The 18,361-nt window shown below is 66.1% G+C and carries 12 protein-coding genes; all 12 read left to right on the top strand.

Annotated elements, in window-relative coordinates; translation table 11 throughout:
* Positions 1–5: 5 nt before the first annotated feature.
* Genes OKW28_RS04175 through tagF form a run of 12 tightly spaced genes read left to right on the top strand, consistent with a single transcriptional unit; the run spans position 6 to position 18,258 of the window.
* The gene (locus tag OKW28_RS04175; RefSeq protein ID WP_429443906.1) at positions 6–842 is read left to right on the top strand and encodes a type VI secretion system accessory protein TagJ; all 837 of its coding nucleotides are present in this window, start codon (positions 6–8) and stop codon (positions 840–842) included.
* Positions 835–1,347: a type VI secretion system baseplate subunit TssE gene (gene tssE, locus OKW28_RS04170; protein WP_429353332.1), complete on the top strand. Its 513-nt coding sequence runs from the start codon at positions 835–837 to the stop codon at positions 1,345–1,347. The genes OKW28_RS04175 and tssE overlap by 8 nt, the downstream gene beginning before the upstream one ends.
* A gap of 4 nt (positions 1,348–1,351) precedes the next feature.
* A complete protein-coding gene (gene tssF / locus OKW28_RS04165) occupies positions 1,352–3,247 on the top strand; it encodes a type VI secretion system baseplate subunit TssF (protein ID WP_429443905.1) in 1,896 nt (631 codons plus the stop codon).
* Positions 3,232–4,311: a type VI secretion system baseplate subunit TssG gene (gene tssG, locus OKW28_RS04160; RefSeq protein ID WP_429443904.1), complete on the top strand. Its 1,080-nt coding sequence runs from the start codon at positions 3,232–3,234 to the stop codon at positions 4,309–4,311. The genes tssF and tssG overlap by 16 nt, the downstream gene beginning before the upstream one ends.
* 4 nt (positions 4,312–4,315) lie before the next feature.
* A complete protein-coding gene (gene tssH, locus OKW28_RS04155; RefSeq protein WP_429443903.1) occupies positions 4,316–7,102 on the top strand; it encodes a type VI secretion system ATPase TssH in 2,787 nt (928 codons plus the stop codon).
* 23 nt (positions 7,103–7,125) lie between these two features.
* Positions 7,126–7,515, top strand: a complete 390-nt coding sequence (locus tag OKW28_RS04150) for a DUF4280 domain-containing protein (RefSeq protein WP_429443902.1) — start codon at positions 7,126–7,128, stop codon at positions 7,513–7,515.
* 1 nt (position 7,516) lies between these two features.
* Positions 7,517–9,508, top strand: a complete 1,992-nt coding sequence (locus tag OKW28_RS04145; protein WP_429443901.1) for a type VI secretion system Vgr family protein — start codon at positions 7,517–7,519, stop codon at positions 9,506–9,508.
* A 31-nt stretch (positions 9,509–9,539) separates the two neighbouring features.
* Positions 9,540–11,285: a type VI secretion system-associated FHA domain protein TagH gene (gene tagH, locus OKW28_RS04140; RefSeq protein WP_429443900.1), complete on the top strand. Its 1,746-nt coding sequence runs from the start codon at positions 9,540–9,542 to the stop codon at positions 11,283–11,285.
* 20 nt (positions 11,286–11,305) lie between these two features.
* The gene (tssK, locus tag OKW28_RS04135) at positions 11,306–12,640 is read left to right on the top strand and encodes a type VI secretion system baseplate subunit TssK (RefSeq protein WP_429443899.1); all 1,335 of its coding nucleotides are present in this window, start codon (positions 11,306–11,308) and stop codon (positions 12,638–12,640) included.
* A 23-nt stretch (positions 12,641–12,663) separates the two neighbouring features.
* On the top strand, positions 12,664–13,953 hold the full coding sequence (tssL, locus tag OKW28_RS04130; RefSeq protein WP_429443898.1) for a type VI secretion system protein TssL, long form: 1,290 nt from the start codon (positions 12,664–12,666) through the stop codon (positions 13,951–13,953).
* A gap of 46 nt (positions 13,954–13,999) precedes the next feature.
* Positions 14,000–17,545 (top strand): type VI secretion system membrane subunit TssM, encoded by a 3,546-nt coding sequence (gene tssM / locus OKW28_RS04125; RefSeq protein WP_429443897.1) that lies wholly within the window; start codon positions 14,000–14,002, stop codon positions 17,543–17,545.
* Positions 17,542–18,258, top strand: coding sequence for a type VI secretion system-associated protein TagF (gene tagF, locus OKW28_RS04120; protein ID WP_429443896.1), 717 nt, complete (start codon positions 17,542–17,544; stop codon positions 18,256–18,258). The genes tssM and tagF overlap by 4 nt, the downstream gene beginning before the upstream one ends.
* The last annotated feature ends 103 nt before the right edge of the window (positions 18,259–18,361 follow it).

Here is an 18,361-nt window from a genome sequence, read left to right as displayed (position 1 = left end):
CCGGCATGAACGCAGAAGAATGCTTGCGCGAAGGCGATCTGGACGGATGTCTGCGCGAATTGCAAAAACAGGTTCGCAAGGATCCGTCGAAAGCCGCCTATCGCGTGTTTCTCTTCCAGTTGCTCGCGGTGACGGGCGCCTGGGATCGCGCATTGACGCAACTGAACGTCGTCGGCGAACTCGACGCGGCCGCGTTGCCGATGGTGCAAACCTATCGTGAAGCGTTGCAATGTGAGGCGCTGCGCGAAGCGGTGTTCAAAGGCGAGCGCGCGCCGCTGATCTTCGGCGAGTCGACCGGCTGGCTTGCGTTGCTCCTCGAGGCATTGCGGCTCGACACCGCGGGCGATAGCGGCGCGGCGGCCGCCGCGCGCGCGCGGGCGCTCGACGAGGCGCCCGCCACCGCCGGCGCATTGAATGGCGAACCGTTCATGTGGCTCGCCGACGCCGACAACCGGCTCGGCCCGACACTCGAAGCCGTGCTGAACGGCCGCTATTACTGGATTCCTTTTTCGCGCATCAAACGGATCGAAATCGAGCCGCCGTCCGACCTGCGCGACCGCGTCTGGATGCCGGCCGTTTTCACGTGGGCCAACGACGGCCAGGCCGCCGGTCTGATTCCCGCCCGCTATCCTGGCACGCTCGCCGAGCCGAATCGAGCGTTGTGGCTCGCGCGCCTGACCGAATGGATCGGTGACGATCCCTTGCTCGCGCGGCCGGTGGGACAGCGTATGTTCGCCTCCGATGCGAACGACTACGCACTCTTCGACGTGCGCACCATCGAACTGACGAGCGGCGACGCGCCTCCCGAACAGGACGGCGCGGCCGCTCCGGATCATGGCTGAACTGACCGCGCGTGATCGCCTGCAACCGTCGCTGCTCGACCGGCTGACCGATCTCGAACCGGAGGCGAAGCAGGAAGCGCGCGAGCGGCGCGTTCTGTCGATGCGCGCGCTGCGCGAAAGTGTGCAGCGCGACCTCGGATGGCTGCTGAACGCGAATGGCCTCGCGTCGGTGCAGGATCTGAGCGGCTATCCGTATGTCGCGACATCCGTGATCAATTTCGGCCTGCCGGACATTGCCGGCAAGACCGCCTCAGGCATCGATCCGTCGCGGCTCGAGCGGCTCGTGCGCGATGCGATCTGGGCGTTCGAGCCGCGCATTCTGCGCGACACCGTGCGGGTCAGTTCGATGCAACTCGAAGAGACGACCGGGCGCCACAACACCGTGTCGTTTCTGGTGCAGGGCGATCTGTGGGCGCAGCCGTATCCGGAGCGGCTCTACTTCAGGACCGAACTCGACCTGGAAGTCGGCGAAATCCGCGTGATCGACCAGGGCGGGCCGCGCTGAAGCCATGAATCCAGACCTGATCAAATACTACAGCCAGGAACTGCAGCATCTTCGGGAGATGGGCGGCGAGTTCGCGCGCGAATTTCCGAAGGTCGCCGGGCGCCTCGGACTGGAAAACCTCGAATGCGCGGACCCCTACGTGGAGCGTCTGCTCGAGGGCTTCAGTTTCCTCGCGGCGCGTGTGCAACTGAAGATCGACGACGAGTTTCCGCGCTTCACCCAGCATCTCGCGGAGCTGGTGTACCCGCATTACCTCGCGCCCACGCCGTCGATGGCTGTGGTGCAGATCCAGCCGGACCTGACCAGCTCCAATCTCGCGGACGGCGTGCGGGTTCCACGCGGCAGTACGTTGCGCAGCGTGCTCGACAAGAACGGCTCGACGCGCTGCGAATACCGCAGCGCGCACGAACTGACGCTTTGGCCGCTCGAAATCACGGAAGCGCGGTTTTTTACGCACGCGGGCTCGCTCGGTGGCATCGACAGCGCGCTGCCGGCGAGCATGGCGGCGGGCGCCGCTATCAAGGCCGGCCTCAGGCTGCGCCTACGCGCCACCGCTGGTCTGAGAATCAACCAGCTGAAACTCGACCGGCTGACGCTGTATCTGCGCGGCACGGACGGGATGGCCACGCGTATCCACGAGCGTCTGCTCGGTTCGGTGAGCGGCGTCGTCGTGATGCCGGCCAAACGTCCGGCGTCCTGGCATGCGCAGTTGCCGGCGAGCGCGCTGCGGCCGCTCGGGTTTGCCGACGATGAAGCATTGCTGCCGGTCAGCCGGCAGTCGTTCCCGGGCTACCGGCTGTTGCAGGAGTATTTCGCGTTTCCGCAGCGCTTCATGTTTCTCGCCATCGACGGTTTGCACGCGGCGTTGCGGCGTTGCGCGGACACCGAAATCGAAGTCATCGTGTTGCTCAAACGCGGTGATCCGCTGCTCGAACAATCGCTCGATGCCAATAATTTCGCGCTGCATTGCACGCCCGCGATCAATCTCTTTCCGCGGCGTACCGATCGCATCGCGCTATCGGACGAACAGTTCGAATATCACGTGGTGGCCGATCGCACCCGGCCGATGGACTTCGAGATCTATCAGATCGAGAGTGCGACCGGCTATAGCGCGGGCGCCGGCGGCGAGCAGCGCTTCGAGCCGTTCTATCACGCGCGCGATCTCGGCGCGACCTATCGCGCCGGCGCGTACTACCAGGTGCGCCGCGAAAAACGTCTGCCGTCGGCGCGTCAGCATGAGCGCGGCCCGCGCACGAGCTACCTCGGCAGCGAGATGTTCATCGCGCTGGTGGACGCGAGCAATGCGCCGTTTCGCGCTGACCTGCGGCAACTCGGCTTGCAGGTGCTGTGCACGAATCGCGACCTGCCACTGACGATGCCGGTCGGCGTCGGCCCCGCCGATTTCACGCTCGATGTCGAAGCGCCGGTGCAGAGCGTGCGCTGCGTGAGCGGCCCGAGCCGGCCGCTGCCGTCGTATGCGCACGGGGCCGTGGCGTGGCGGCTGTTGAGTCACCTGTCGTTGAACTACTCGTCGCTGCTCGATAACGATGCACAGGAGGGCGCCCGCGCGCTGCGCGATCTGCTGAGTCTCTACTGTCCCGCCGACGAGATCGCGAGTCAGCGGCTGATCGAAGGCGTGCGCTCGATCGATTCGCGCTCGGTGACGCGACGCTTGCCAGGCGCGGGACCGATCGTATTCGGCCGCGGTCTCGAAGTGACGCTGACGCTCGACGAAGCCGCGTTCGAAGGCGCCGGCGCGTTTCTGCTCGGTGCCGTGCTCGCGCAATATTTCGCGCAATACGTATCGATCAACTCGTTCACCGAGACCGTCGTGAAGACGCTGTCGCGCGGCGAGATCATGCGCTGGCCAGCGAGGGTCGGACAATGCCGGACGCTCTGACACTGTTGCGCCGGCTCGAAGACGATGCGCGCCGCTTCGACTTCTTCCAGGTCGTGCGGCTGCTGGAGAACGCGTATGCGGACAAGCCGCGCGTCGGCGAGTCGATGCAGCCGCGCGACGATGCGATCCGTTTCGTGCAGGAGCCCGAACTGGTTTTCCATCCGACGACGCTCGGTGACTTCACCCCCGCCGGCGAGCATCACGCCGCGCGCCTCGCGGTCAAGTTCTTCGGCCTGCTCGGGCCGCACGGTCCGTTGCCCACCCATCTGACCGAGTACGCTCGCGACCGCGCCCGCAACGCGAACGATCCGACCTTCGCGCGCTTTCTCGATGTCTTTCACCACCGGATGGTGTCGCTGTTCTATCGCGCGTGGGCCAATGCGCAACCGGCCGTGAGTCTCGACCGTCCGGGGCGCGATCGCTTTTCCTTTTATGTCGGCAGCGTGTTCGGGCTGGGCGAGCCGACGCTGCGCGAGCGCGACGCGGTGCCCGATTTCGCCAAACTGCACTTCGCCGGATTGCTGGGCGGGCCGACCCGTCCGGCCGCCGGTTTGAAACTCGTGCTGGCGCGTTTTTTCAACCTGCCGGTCGACATCGAACAGTGGGTCGGCCATTGGATGACGCTGCCCGCGAATTCGTTGTTGCGCCTGGGCGCACCGGACGGTTCGGCCGCGCTCGGCGTGTCGACGCTGCTCGGCGCGCGCGTCTGGGATTGCCAGCATAAATTCCGCATCGTCATCGGACCGTTGAGCCGCGCTGATTACGAGCGCTTCCTGCCGGGCGGCGAGAGTCTGAAGCGCCTCATCGACTGGGTGCGCAATTACGCGCGCGACGGGCTCGATTGGGATCTCCGGCTGGTGCTGAAACAGGAGGACGTGCCACGCCTGAAGCTCGGGCGCCACACGCGGCTCGGTTACACCACCTGGACGCTCGGCCATCCGGCGCGCGGCGATCAGTGTCAGCTGGTGTTGCGGCCGACCGGTCCGGACGGCCGTTCACGGATTGCCGTGGCGGCCCGCGAGGCGTCCGCGGGGGCGCCGCCATCGACATCATCGAGGGAATAGAAAAATGGCCGAGATCAAACGGGCAGCGTTGTTCGGCAAGCTGAACAAGCTCGGATTCCGCGCAATCGAGAGCGCGAACGTGTTTTGCAAGTTGCGCGGCAATCCTTATATCGAACTGTCGCACTGGTTCCACCAGATCCTGCAACTGCAGGACTCCGACCTGCACCGCATCATCAAACACTACGGGCTCGAGCCTTCCGCGTTGGCGCGCGATCTGACCGAAGCGCTCGACCGTCTGCCGCGCGGTTCGGCTTCGGTGACCGACATCTCGTCGCAAGTCGAGGAGGCGGTCGAACGTGGCTGGGTGTTCGGCTCGCTGATGTTCGGCGAGTCGCAGGTGCGCACCGGCCATCTGGTGGTCGGCCTCTTGAAGACGCCGTCGCTGCGCAACGGGCTCTACGGCATCTCGCGTCAGTTCGAGCGCATCAAGCTCGATTCGCTCGTTGACGAATTTCACAGCCTGCTGCGCGAGTCGCCGGAAGCGGCGATGAGCGCGAGCGATGGTTTTCAGGCGGGCGGCGCGCAGCGCGAAGGCGGCGACGCGGACACCACGGGCGGCCCGGTGCCGGCCGCCGCGCTGGGCAAGCAGGAAGCGCTGCGGCGCTTCACCACCGATCTGACCGAACAGGCGCGCAACGGCAAGCTCGACCCGATCGTCGGGCGCGACGAGGAAATTCGCCAGGTGATCGACATCCTGATGCGCCGCCGCCAGAACAATCCGATCCTGACGGGCGAAGCGGGCGTCGGCAAAACCGCGGTGGTCGAAGGCTTCGCGCAGCGCATCGCGGCGGGCGACGTGCCGCCGTCGCTGCACGACGTGCAGTTGCGCACGCTCGACGTCGGTCTGTTGCAGGCGGGCGCGAGCATGAAGGGCGAGTTCGAGAACCGCTTGCGGCAGGTGATCGAGGAAGTGCAGGCGTCGGAAAAGCCGATCATCCTGTTCATCGACGAAGCGCACACGCTGGTCGGCGCGGGTGGGGCGGCCGGCACCGGCGACGCGGCGAATCTGCTGAAGCCGGCGCTCGCGCGCGGCACGCTGCGCACGGTGGCCGCGACCACGTGGGCCGAATACAAGAAGCACATCGAGAAGGACCCCGCACTGACGCGGCGCTTCCAGGTCGTGCAGGTCAGCGAGCCGGACGAGACCCGCGCGATCCTGATGATGCGCGGCGTCACCTCGACGATGGAGCAGCACCACAAGGTGCAGGTGCTCGACGAAGCGCTCGAAGCCGCGGTACGTCTTTCGCATCGCTACATTCCGGCGCGGCAGTTGCCGGACAAGGCGGTCAGCCTGCTCGACACCGCCTGTGCGCGCGTGGCGGTCAGCCAGCATGCGACGCCCGCATCGGTCGACGATTCGCGCAAGCGCATCGTCGCGCTCGAAACCGAGCTGGCGATCATCGGCCGAGAAAGCGCGGTGGGCGTCGACACGCGGGAGCGTGAAGCCGCCGCGGCGGAAAAGCTCGCCGCCGAACAGGCGCGTCTCGCCACGCTCGACACCCGCTGGCAGGCGGAGAAAGAACTGGTGACGCGGATTCTCGCGCTGCGCGCGCAACTGCGCGGCGAGACTGGCAAGGTGGAAGGCGCGGCGCAAGCCAGCCGCACGAACGAAGCGAACGAAGCGAACGAAGCTGCGAACGGAACGGTAAACGAAACAGCGGCCACCGGCGCGACTGACAACCCCGCCAGCGACACCGCGACGCGCGAAGCGCGGCTCGCCGAACTGCGCGAGTTGCAGGCGCAGCTCGCGCAGCATCAAGGCGAAGATCCTCTGATCCTGCCGACCGTCGACCAGCAGGCGGTCGCCTCCGTCGTGCAGGACTGGACCGGCATACCGGTGGGCCGGATGGTCCGCAACGAAATCGAAAACGTCCTGAAGCTCGCGGAGAACCTGAACCGGCGCATCATCGGCCAGGCTCATGCGACGGAGATGATCGCGCGGCGCATTCAGACTTCGCGCGCGGGTCTCGACAATCCGAACAAGCCGATCGGCGTGTTCATGCTCGCCGGCACCTCCGGAGTCGGCAAGACCGAGACCGCGCTGGCGCTCGCCGAGGTGCTGTATGGCGGCGAGCAGAACGTCATCACGATCAACATGAGCGAGTATCAGGAAGCGCATACGGTGTCGTCGCTGAAGGGCGCGCCGCCCGGCTACGTCGGCTACGGCGAAGGCGGCGTGCTGACCGAGGCGGTGCGCCGCCGTCCATACAGCGTGGTGCTGCTCGACGAGGTCGAGAAGGCGCATCCCGACGTCCACGAGCTGTTCTTCCAGGTGTTCGACAAGGGCTGGATGGAAGACGGCGAGGGCCGCGTGATCGACTTCAAGAACACGCTGATCCTGTTGACCACCAATGTCGGCACGGATCTGATCACGAGCCTGTGCAAGGACCCGGAGCTGATGCCGGAGCCGGAGGGTATTGCGAAAGCGCTGCGCGAGCCGTTGCTGAAGGTGTTTCCGCCGGCCTTGCTGGGGCGCGTCGTGGTCATTCCGTACTTTCCGCTGTCCGACGAGATGCTCGGCGCGATCATCCGGCTGCAGCTCGGCCGGATCGAGAAACGCATCCGCGTGTCGCACAAGATTCCGTTCAGCTACGACGACGACGTCGTGAAGCTGATCGGCAGTCGCTGCACCGAACTCGAAAGCGGCGGACGCATGATCGACGCGATCCTGACCAACACGCTGTTGCCGCGTATCAGCACCGAGTTTCTGACGCGCATGATGAACGGCCGCCCGGTCACGAAAGTGCAGATCGGCGCGCGCGACGGTGAATTTCTCTATACGTTCGATTGATCGAAAGGGGAGGATGCCTTCTTATGCCGCAACAAGTCAGCATGGCCGCGACGCTGCAATGTTCGTTCGGCGCGGCGCCTTCGACGCTCGTGGTCTTGCCCGTCAACCGGGTGATGGGCGAAGGGCCGCCCGCGGCCAACATCATGGATCACATTCCGCTCGTCAATATCATGCCGTTCGGCGTGTGCAGCTCGCCCGCCAATCCGACCGTCGCCGCCGCGACGGCGGCGGCGTTGGGCGTGCTGACGCCGATGCCGTGCATTCCGGCCACCATGACGCCGTGGACGCCGGGCGCGCCGACCGTGCTGCTCGGCAACCAGCCGTCGCTCGACAACGTGTCGACCTGCATGTGCAACTGGGGTGGCGTGGTCACGATCGTCAATCCGGCGACAGTCAAGACCATGATTCCGTGACATGACCACGCAAAACCCGAACCGACACGTCACCGTCAGTTGCGCGCCTGCCGGCGAGGATCTGCTGTTTCTGCATCTGAGCGGCACCGAGGAGTTGGGACGCCTGAGCGAATGGCGGCTCGATCTGCTTGGCAAGCGCAACGATGTGCAGGCCGGCGATCTGCTCGGGCATGACATCTCGATTGCACTGTCGTTGCCAGAGGACGGCGAGCGGCAATTCAACGGGATCGTCACGGCGTTCCGGATCGTCGCACCGGGCGACAACACCCGCAACCGCATGGCGCGCTATGAAGCGGTGGTGCGTCCGCGGCTGTGGCTGCTCACGCGCGCGGCGCACAGCCGCTTTTTCCATGAAAAGAGCGTGCTCGATATCGTGACCGGCGTGCTGCAGGACTACAACATCGACGTCAGCAATAAATGCCAGGCGACCTATCCGCCGCTGCAGCACTGCGCGCAATACCGGGAGACCGATTTCGCCTTCGTGAGCCGCCTGATGGAGCACGAGGGCATGTACTACTACTTCGAGCACAAAGGGGGCAAGCACACGCTGGTGTTGACCGATTCGAGCGACGTTCACGGACCGATCGAACACTATGCGTCGATTTCGTACGATGCGTGGTACGAGCCTTCGAACGAGAAGGAATGCGTGTATGCGTGGAGTTCGGGCGCGGAATTGCAGACCGGCAAGTACGAAGTCAACGACTACGATTTCGAAAAGCCCACGTTGAGCAATCAGCAAGGCCTGCTGTCGCGCGCGACGCGGCCGAAAGTGTACGATCCGCCGGTGTACGCGATGCAGGAACATCTGAGCGGCCACGCGCAGTCCAGCGATGGCGACCGCTATGCGAAGGTCGGTATCGAGATCCGTCAGGCGCGCAACGACAGCATTTCGGGCCGATCGAGCGCGCGCGGCATCTGGCCGGGCGGTCAGTTCAAGCTCGAGAATCACGCCTGCGATACGCAGAACCACGAGTATCTGGTGGTCAGCGCCGCGTACGAGATCAATTCGGATGTCTATGTGTCGACGGTGCGCCACGATCCTTCGCTGCCGCTCTTCGACTGCGCGTTCACCGCGTTGCGCAAGGAAAACCACTTCCGCTCTGAGCGGCTGACGCCGCAGCCGGTCGTGGCGGGCCCGCAGACCGCCATGGTGGTCGGCCCGGACGGCGAAGAAATCCTCACCGATAAATATGGCCGCATCAAGCTGCAGTTTCATTGGGAGCAGTTCGCTCCGCCGGCCGATGCCGACGCGCGCATGAAGCGGTGCTGGGTGCGCGTGTCGCAGAGTTGGGCCGGCAAACGCTGGGGCACGTTCTTCTTGCCGCGGATCGGTCAGGAGGTGGTCGTCGAGTTCGTCGAGGGCGATCCGAACCGGCCGCTCGTGACCGGTTGCGTCTACAACGCGAACACGATGCCGCCGTACGAACTGCCGGCCAATCAGATGTTCTCGACGCTGAAGAGCAATTCGACCAAGGGCGGCAGCGGTTTCAACGAAATGCGTTTCGACGACGACAAGGGCAGCGAGCAACTGTTCTTCCACGCCGAAAAGGACCACGAGACCTGGGTCAAGAACGACATGCTGAGTAACGTCGGCAACGACCGGCATCTGAAAGTGACCGGCAACGAGTTCGTGGCGATCACCGGCGCGCGCCACGACGCCGTGACGGGCGACCAGAACGCCCAGGTCGATGGCAACGCGTCGCTGAAGGTCGGGCAGAAGTTGCAGGAAAAGGTCGGCATGGACTATGCGATCGACGCCGGCATGAATATCCACATCAAGGCCGGAATGAACATCGTGATCGAAGCGGGTGCGAGCATTACGCTAAAGGCGGGCGGCGCCTTCGTGGTGGTCGGGCCGGTCAGCGTGGCGGTGTCGGGCACACCGATCCTGCTCAATTCGGGCGGCTCGGCGGGCTCCGGCAGCGGCTCGTCACCGACCGCGCCGAGCGCGCCCAAAGACGCCGACGACGGAACCAAAAAAATCAAATCGTGAGTGATGCACCTGACCGCTCGTGGGGAGCCAAGTGAACTATCCGATTCTTTCGCTGCGGGTTGCGCGATTCAACGACGAGACGCTGGCCGAGCCGATCGCGATCGCGTTCGGCCCCGCCGGAGGCACGATTGGCCGGGCCAACGACTGCACGCTGGTGCTGCCCGATCAACAACGCGCGATCTCGCGCGTTCACGCGCGCGTCGAGTTTCGCGGCGGCGACTATCTGCTGTGCGATCTGGGCAGCAATCCGAGCGTGCTGAATCAGCGCGCGTTGGGCGGCACGCGCGAGGCGCGGCTCGCGGACGGCGACCGTCTGCTGATCGGTCCGTATCTGCTCGAGGTGTCGATCGGCGAGCAGGCGGCCGGCGTGCGCGGTCTGACGGGCGGGCGTGATCCGCTGAGTGCCGCGCAGGTGCTCAGTGGACCGTTGCCGGCCGATTCGCAAGGCGACGCGTTGCAGATGGGCGCGCTCGATCCACTCGGGCAGCCGGGCTTCGGCGAACCGCAGCGGGTCTCGTCGGGTCCGGGCTTTGCGGGCTCGGAGAGCGATCATGTGTCGCCGGAGTTGCAGGCGTTCTCGGCGCCGCAAGCGTCCCGGCCCGATCCCGGCCGGCCTGCCACACCCACGGGGGGTATTCCGGCGGACTACGATCCGCTCGCGGAGGCGTTGGCGCAATGGGAAACGCCCGGGCAGCCGGGCAGCGGCTCGCCGGCCGCGCCGCATCCTTCGCACGAGTTGCCGGGGTGGCCCACTGCGCCCGCGCCGGCGGCCGCGCCTTTGGGCGGCCCGACCGGCTTGCCGCCGGGATTGCTCGATCCCGGCGCGGCAGGGTCGGCGGCGACACCGTTCGATGATCTGTTCGGGATACCGACGACGCCGTCGACGCAGTTTGCGCCATCGACCCCTTTGGCTCCCGTGGTGCCGGTGGTCGTGCCGGTGGTCGCGCCGCAAGCCGCCACCGCGCGGGTGGCTGTACCTGGCGCGGCGCCGGGGCCGTCGTCCGCTGCGCAGCCCGCTTTGGAGCCTGTGGCGCAGCAGCTTCAGCAGCTGGCTCCGTCCGCGGACCCGATCACGCCAGCGCCTGCCGCGCCAGCGCCGAGCGTCCAGCCGGCCCCGGTTCGGCACGCGGCCGCCGCCACTTCCGCGAGCCAGAACGCGGCCACCCTGCAGGCGCTGCTCGAAGGCCTTGGCCTCGATCCGTCGCGCGCGCCGAACCTGCCCGAAGCGGAGTTCGCGCGTCTGATCGGCACGATGCTGCGCGACGCGCTGCGCGGCACGATGGGCGTGCTGCGGGCGCGCTCGATGACCAAACGCGAAGCCCGTCTCGACACGACGATGATCGTCGCGCGCGACAACAATCCACTCAAGTTTTTCCCGGACGTCGACAGCGCGCTGGCGCAGATGCTGACTGGCCGCTCGGCCGGTTATCTGCCGCCCGACGAGGCGCTCAGGCGCGCCTTCGACGATATCGAGGCGCACGAACTCGCGGTGCTCGCCGGCATGCGCGCGGCGCTCGCGCACGTGCTCGGACGCTTCGATCCCGCTTCGATCGAAGCGCAGCTGAAAGACTCCGGCGCGCTCGAAAAAGTGCTGTCCAACCGCAAGGCGAAACTGTGGGATCTGTTCGTCGCATTGCAGGGCGCCGTCGCGCGCGAAGCCGACGACGACTTCCAGAAGCTCTTCGGTCAGGCGTTCAATGACGCCTACGAAGCGCAGATCGACGAACTGAGCGCGGCGCGCGCGCGTCAGCCGAAGCATCCCGCCGATCCCACCTAGAAACGTTTGAACGAGACAACATGTCCTGGAACAGCAAAGTCATCTGGTCGGAGGGTATGTTTCTGCAGCCCCAGCATTTGCAGCAGCACGACCGCTATCTGCAGCGGCAACTGGAGACGCGCGCGGCCGGCCTGCGTCCGTACAGTTGGGGCTTTACCGCGCTGGAGATCGACGAGTCGCTGCTCAAGCTCGGCAAGCTCGCGCTGCTGTCGTGCTCCGGCGTGATGCCGGATGGCACACCGTTCGATCTGCCCGCCGACGATGACTTGCCCGAGCCGCTCGAGATTCCCGAAGGCACCCGCAACATGCTGGTCCAACTGGCATTGCCGGTGCGCAGGCCGGGTGTCGCCGAAACCGGCAACGACGCCAGCGAGGAGAACTTCGCGCGACACCGTGTCGCCGAATTCGACGTCAGCGACAGCAACGATCCGAATGCCGGCGCGGCGTTGCTGCAGATCGGCAAACTGCGCGTGCGTCTCGCGCTCGCTCCCGAAGTGGCGAATGCCTACACCGCGCTCGGCGTCGCGCGCGTGCTCGAGCGTCTGCCCGACAATCGCGTCGTGCTCGAAAACGACTACAGCCCGCCGTGTCTCGACTATCGGGTGGCGCGCCGCCTCGCGGCGTTCGTCGACGACCTCGTGGGCCTTCTGCATCAACGCGGTGAAGCGCTGGCCGGACGCCTTGCACAGCCCGGCGTGACGGGTGTCGCGGAAGTGGCCGATTTCCTGTTGCTGCAGTTGATCAATCGCCACGAGCCGCTGGCCGCGCATCTCTCGACGATGACCGGTCTGCATCCCGAGGCGCTGTACCAGGTGGCGGTGCAGTTGGCCGGCGAGCTGGCGACCTTCAGCCAGGCGTCGAAGCGGCCGCCGGCGTATCCGGTGTATCGCCATGAGTGGTTGCGCGAAACCTTCGCACCGGTGATCGACGACATTCGCGCGTCGCTGAGCATGGTGATGGACCCGCACGCCGTGGCGATCCCGCTCGAAGAGCGCAAGTTCGGCTTGCGCGTGGCGATCGTGCCGGACAAGACGCTGTTTGCCGGCGCCACCTTCGTGCTCGCGGTGCGCGCGCAAATGCCGGCCGAGCACATCCTGACCGGCTTCGCGCCACAGGTGAAGATCGGCCCGATCGAACGCATTCGCGATCTCGTCAATCTGCAATTGCCGGGCGTCGGCCTGCGCGCGTTGCCCGTGGCGCCCCGGCAACTGCCGTTCCATGCGGGCTTTACCTACTTCGAACTCGATCGCGGCAACGAACTGTGGAAACAGTTCGCGAATTCCGCGGGCATGGCGTTGCACGTCGCCGGCGACTTTCCCGGACTGACGATGGAGTTCTGGGCAATTCGCCGCTGATGCATTGATTGAGGAAGTTCATCGTGAGTCCAGACGAACCGCGTGGCCCCGCCGACGATCCCGGCGCGACGATTCTGATTCCGACACCGGGCGGCGCGCGGGCGGCGTTCATGGCGGCCGCGGCAACGCCCGCGCCGATGCTGCCCGCCGGCGGCGGTCTGAATCCGCTGTTGCGCGCGGCCAACCCGCTGATCGAACTGGCGCTGCCGTTGCGGCAGTTGCCGACCCATCCGAATGTGGAAGACCTGCGCAACCAGCTGATGCAAATGGTGCGCAACTTCGAGACGCAAGGCCGCGCCAACGGCATCGACGACGAGAAGCTCGGCGCCTCGCGCTATTGCCTGTGCACGTTCCTCGACGAAGCGATCGCCAGCACGCCATGGGGGGCGGGCTTGTGGGGCAGCCGCAGCTTGCTGGTGACATTCCACAACGAGGCCTCGGGTGGCGAGCGCTTTTTCCTGATCCTGCAGCGTCTCGCGCAGAACCCCGCGGGCAATATCGACGTGCTCGAATTGATCTACGTGATTCTTGGCCTCGGTTTCGAAGGACGTTACCGTCTGATCGACGGTGGCCGCACGCAGCTCGACACGATCCGCGAACGCCTCGAACAGATGATTCGCGGCCAGCGCGGCGCGGCCGAACGCGATCTGTCGCTGCACTGGCTGCCGGTCAAGGTCGAACGCAAGCCGTTGCTGCAACTCGTGCCGTTGTGGGTGGCGGCGGCAATCGCCTGCCTCGTGCTGGTGATCGTCAATCTGGTGTTGAGCTTCAGGCTCAACGACATGTCCGACCGCGTGTTCGAAGCGCTGCACGCGATCCGGGTCGCGCCGGCTCCGGTGCTCGCGTCGAAGCTGGCGGCGGCGCCAAAACCTGCGCCGAAGCTATCGCAGTTCCTCGCGCCTGAAATTGCCCAAGGCCTCGTGCGTGTCTCGGAGTTGCCCGACCGGACCGTCGTCACGATCAATGGCGACGGCCTGTTCGGCTCGGGCAGCGCCGATCTCGCCGCGGGTTTCGTCCCGCTCATCCAGCGTATCGGCGACGCGTTGAAGGAAGTGCCGGGCAACGTGGTGGTCGCGGGTCACACGGACAGCCAGCGAGTCTTGTCCGCGCGCTTCCCGTCGAACTGGCATCTGTCGCAGGCGCGCGCCGAAGCGGTGCGCGACATGCTCGCGTCGCGGGCCGGCCACCCCGCCCGCTTCAGCGCCGAAGGGCGCGGCGACGCCGAGCCGATCGCACCGAACGACACCGCCGCGAATCGCGCGCGCAACCGCCGCGTCGATATCACGGTGCTGGCGCCGGGAGCGGCGTCGTGAAGGCCTTCGGGATGGGTCCGTCGCGGGTGGCACAGGGGAGCCGGGTATGAAAATCTTTGGCTGGCTCAGACGAGCCATCGTGCTGTCGTTGCTCGGCGTGCTCGCGCTGTCGCTGATCGTGTGGGTCGAGGGGCCGCTCGTCGCGTACGCGGGTCATGAGCCGCTCGAAAGCAACAGCAGCCGCTGGGCCGTGATCATAGTGTTGCTGCTGGTGTGGGCGGTGTACTGGAGCGTGCGCTGGATCGCGGTGCGTCTCGCCAACATCCAGTTCACTCGCGTGGTGGCAGAGGGACCGGCCGAGCCCGCACCCGGCAAGAAAGAATCCGAGGCCGACATCGCGGCGTTGAAGCAGCGTTTCGAAGCCGCCATGGCGACCTTGCGCAAGGCGCGGGTCAAGGGGCGCTTCGGTAGTCAGTACGTGTACCAGTTGCCGTGGTACATGTTCGTCGGCGCGCCCGGCACGGGCAAAACCACCGCGCTGTTGAACTCCGGGCTCAAGTTTCCGCTCGCCGAGCGTCTCGGCAAGCAGTCGATCGGCGGCGTGGGCGGCACGCGCAATTGCGACTGGTGGTTCACCGACGATGCGGTGCTGCTCGATACCGCGGGCCGCTTCACCACCCAGGATAGTTTCGCCGAAGCCGACCAGGCCGCGTGGGCCGGCTTCCTGCAACTGCTGCGCAAGTATCGGCCACGCCGACCGCTGAATGGCGTCATCGTGGCCTTGTCGACGCGCGACCTGCTGCAACTGTCCGACCCGCAACGCGCGCAGCAGGCGCAAGCCGTGCGCGAGCGTCTCAGGGAACTGTACGGCAAGCTCGGCATGCGTTTTCCGGTCTACGTGATCGTGACCAAATGCGATCTGCTCGCGGGTTTCGCGGAATTCTTCGACGACCTCCGCCGCGACGAGCGCGAACAGGTCTGGGGCATGACGTTCCCGTTCACCGAGCGAGGCTCACCAGACGACGCACTGGCCGCATTTCCCGCCGAATTCGACGCACTGGAAAAGCAGTTGCAAGCCCGCGTGCTGAACCGTATGCAGCGCGAGACCGATGTGCGCCGGCGTGCGCTCGTCTATGGATTTCCGCAGCAGTTCGCGGGTCTGCAAGCCGTACTGAAAAGCTTTCTCGACGAAACCTTCAGTACCTCGCGCTTCGAGGAGTCCGCGTTGCTGCGCGGCGTGTATTTCACGAGCGGCACCCAGGAAGGCCGGCCGATCGATCGCGTGATGAGCGCGGTCGCCTCGGCGCTCGGCTTCCAGCAACAGGTCGTGTTGCCCGATCCGGCGAGCGGGCGCGCTTACTTCATCACGCGGCTGCTGCGCGGCGTGATCTTCGAGGAAGCCGGACTCGCGGGCGTGAACCAGAAGCTGGAGCGGCGCCGCGCCTGGTTTCAGCGCGCCGCGCTGGCGGCGATCGGCATCGTCACGGTGCTGGCGCTGGTTCTGTTCTTCGTCAGCTATCAACGCAATCGCGCTTACGTCGCCGATGTTCGACAGCACGTTGCCGAGTTGCAGAAGCTCGCGCAGACCACCCAGCCGGGCGACAACCCGCTCGCGCTGCTGCCGCTGCTCAATGCCGCGCGCGACCTTCCCGGCGGTTACGCGGACCGCGACAGGAGCGTGCCGTGGCTGTCGCGCCTCGGCCTTTATCAGGGCGACAAGCTCGGCCTCGAAGCGCAGACCAGTTATCGGCGGCTGTTGCGTCAGACCCTGTTGCCTCTGGTCGTGAGCCGCATGGAAGAAGAATTGCGCCGCGGTGACGCGAACAATCCCGACTTCCAGTATGAGGTCTTGCGCGCATATCTGATGCTGGGCGATTCGCTGCACTTCGACGCCGACTCGGTGCGCTTGTGGGCCGATGTCGATTGGCGCCGCGGGCCGTTGCGCGATGCCAGCGACGATCAGCGCAACGATCTCGACGGCCATCTCGCCGCGCTGTTCCAGCCGGCGCGCTTCGATGCGTCGCTGCCGCTCGACAAGGATCTGATCGCGCAGGCGCGCGCGACGCTCGCCAAAATGCCGCTGACGCAGCGTCTGTTCAACCGCGTCAAACGCGATCTCGAACAGAGCAGACTGCCGGAGTTCAGCGTCGCCAACGCGGCGGGGCGCAATGCCGCGCTGGTGCTCGTGCGCAAGAGCGGCGCGCCGTTGACGCGCGGTGTTACAGGCGCGTACACGCGGGCCGGCTATCAGAAGTTCGGCCAGTTGCGCGACGCGGCGGTAATCGATATCGCGAAGGACGATTGGGTGCTCGGCCGTCAGGAATCGGTATTGACGCCGAACGGTATCGAGGATCTGAAGGCGGGCATCACCCGGCTTTACTACGACGAGTACATCCGCCAGTGGGACGCGTTGCTCAACGATATCGACGTGGTGCCGTTCGACGGCGTGCAGCAGGGGGCACGCGTGGCGAATGTGCTCGCGGCGCCCGACTCGCCGCTGCGCTCGCTGATGCTGGCCGCGGCGCAGGAAACCACGCTGGGCGGCACCAAAACAGGCGGTTCGCTGACGGAGCAGGGCGTTGCCGCTTTGACCAACAAGCTCGATGCGGCCAAAAAACGCCTCGAGAGCGCGCTCGGCAACCAGCCGGAAGACGCGGCACCGCCCGCGCCGGCCGAACTCAATCCGGTCGACGCGCATTTCCAGGCGCTGCATGAACTGGCCGGCAAACCCGGCGCACCGGGCCCGGCTCCGCTGGACGCGCAACTCGCCGCGCTGAAGGACGCCGCGACCTATCTGGAGGCCGCGGACTCGGCGCGCCGTCAGGGCTTGCCGCCGCCACCCGGCGATGCGTTGAACAAGCTCAAGCTGGTGGCCCAGGGGTCGTCGCCGCCGCTCGCGACGGTGGCCACCAGCGTCGCGAGCGGGGCGGGGTCGCTGATGGTGGGCGGCGAGCGGGCGCGCCTGAACGCGTTGTGGCAGGCGAACGTGGCGCAGCTGTGCCGGCAGGCGCTCGACGGTCGCTATCCTCTCGTGCGCGGCTCGACGCGCGACGTCGCGCCCGACGATTTCGGCAGGCTGCTGAGCCCAGGCGGCCTGATCGACGATTTCTTCCAGAAGAATCTGGCAACGATGGTCGACATGTCGGGACCGCAGTGGAAATGGCGCAGCGGCGTCGATACGCTCGGCATCCCGGTCGACGTGCTCGGCCAGTTCCAGCGCGCCGCGCAGATCCGCGACGCGTTCTTCCGGGCCGGCGGCCGAGACGTGTCGGTGCGCTTCACGGTGAAGCCGCTCACCATCGATCCATCGATTACCCAGTTCACGCTCGACATCGATGGGCAGCAAATGGTCGTCAAACCCGACACGCCGCAATCGATGGTGTTCCAGTGGCCGAGCGGCAAGGGCACCGGCCAGGCGCACGTCGAGTTCACGCCGGCGGGCAGCACACCGGCGGCGCGCGCCGACGGACCGTGGGCACTGCTGCATCTGATGGACGATGCGCGTCTGCAACCCACCGCGCAACCCGACCGCTTTCGCCTGAGCTTCGACTCGGATGGCCGGCGCGCGGAGTTCGAACTGGCAGCCAGCAGCATCGTGAATCCGTTTCGCCGTGCCATGCTCGAGCAGTTCCGCTGTCCGGATCGTCTATGAGCGGCGAGCTTGCGCAGGAGCCGACATCCGGGCCCGGCTTCTTCGGCAAGGTGCGCACGCATGGCGACTTCGTGGGACGGCGCTTGCCAGTCGAGTTCGTCACGCGTTGGGATGAGCGCTTGCAGGAAGGCATGTTGCTCTCGCGGCAGCGCTTTGGCGCGCAGTGGCTGGAACTGTATCTGAATGCCCCGGTGTGGTGTTTCGCGCTGGGCGCGGGTCTGTATGGCCCGAGCGCGTGGGCGGGCGTTCTGACGCCGGGCGTGGACCGTGTGGGGCGCTATTTTCCGTTCACGATCGCAGAGGCGATCGACGGCGCCGAACTCGCACGGCGACTGGCCGATGCGCAAGGATGGTATGACCGCTTGGTGGCGCTCGCATTGTCGACACTGACGCAGGAATTCGCCCTCGATGCTTTCGACGCGGCGTTGCGAGCCGAGAGCCTGTTCAAAGGGGATCGCGCATCGATGCCGTGGCGGCTCGCCATTCCTGATGCAGCCGACGGCGGATTCGCCGCCTTGCTCGAACAGACCGTCGCAATGGGACACGCGGTCTGGTGGAGCGACGGATCACCCGCCGTGCCGGCTTCGGCGAGAGTTTCCGCGGGCACGACGACCGGCTTGCAGTTCGCGAGTCTGCTCGACGTCGGCACGCAAGAGTGGGATTCGGTGATCGACGTGATTTCGAACCCGGGCGCACAGCAACGGCATCACTGACGTCGCCGCCGCGGGTAAGGGTAAGCGTTTCAAATTGACTTCCCATCATTCGTCTTTAAAGGATGAGGCTGTCATACGCCGGTTCCCGCCGGTGTTCGCCGAC

This window comes from Paraburkholderia sp. 40 (genome assembly GCF_050434105.1).
Classification (GTDB): domain Bacteria; phylum Pseudomonadota; class Gammaproteobacteria; order Burkholderiales; family Burkholderiaceae; genus Paraburkholderia; species Paraburkholderia tuberum.
Note: the sequence above shows the minus strand (reverse complement) of the source record. Positions and strands in the feature narration are given on the sequence as shown.

Coding starts and splice junctions, on each gene's coding strand:
- OKW28_RS04175 (WP_429443906.1), top strand. CDS start 6: ATGAACGCAGAAGAATGCTTGCGCGAAGGCGATCTGGACGGATGTCTG.
- tssE (WP_429353332.1), top strand. CDS start 835: ATGGCTGAACTGACCGCGCGTGATCGCCTGCAACCGTCGCTGCTCGAC.
- tssF (WP_429443905.1), top strand. CDS start 1,352: ATGAATCCAGACCTGATCAAATACTACAGCCAGGAACTGCAGCATCTT.
- tssG (WP_429443904.1), top strand. CDS start 3,232: ATGCCGGACGCTCTGACACTGTTGCGCCGGCTCGAAGACGATGCGCGC.
- tssH (WP_429443903.1), top strand. CDS start 4,316: ATGGCCGAGATCAAACGGGCAGCGTTGTTCGGCAAGCTGAACAAGCTC.
- OKW28_RS04150 (WP_429443902.1), top strand. CDS start 7,126: ATGCCGCAACAAGTCAGCATGGCCGCGACGCTGCAATGTTCGTTCGGC.
- OKW28_RS04145 (WP_429443901.1), top strand. CDS start 7,517: ATGACCACGCAAAACCCGAACCGACACGTCACCGTCAGTTGCGCGCCT.
- tssK (WP_429443899.1), top strand. CDS start 11,306: ATGTCCTGGAACAGCAAAGTCATCTGGTCGGAGGGTATGTTTCTGCAG.
- tssM (WP_429443897.1), top strand. CDS start 14,000: ATGAAAATCTTTGGCTGGCTCAGACGAGCCATCGTGCTGTCGTTGCTC.
- tagF (WP_429443896.1), top strand. CDS start 17,542: ATGAGCGGCGAGCTTGCGCAGGAGCCGACATCCGGGCCCGGCTTCTTC.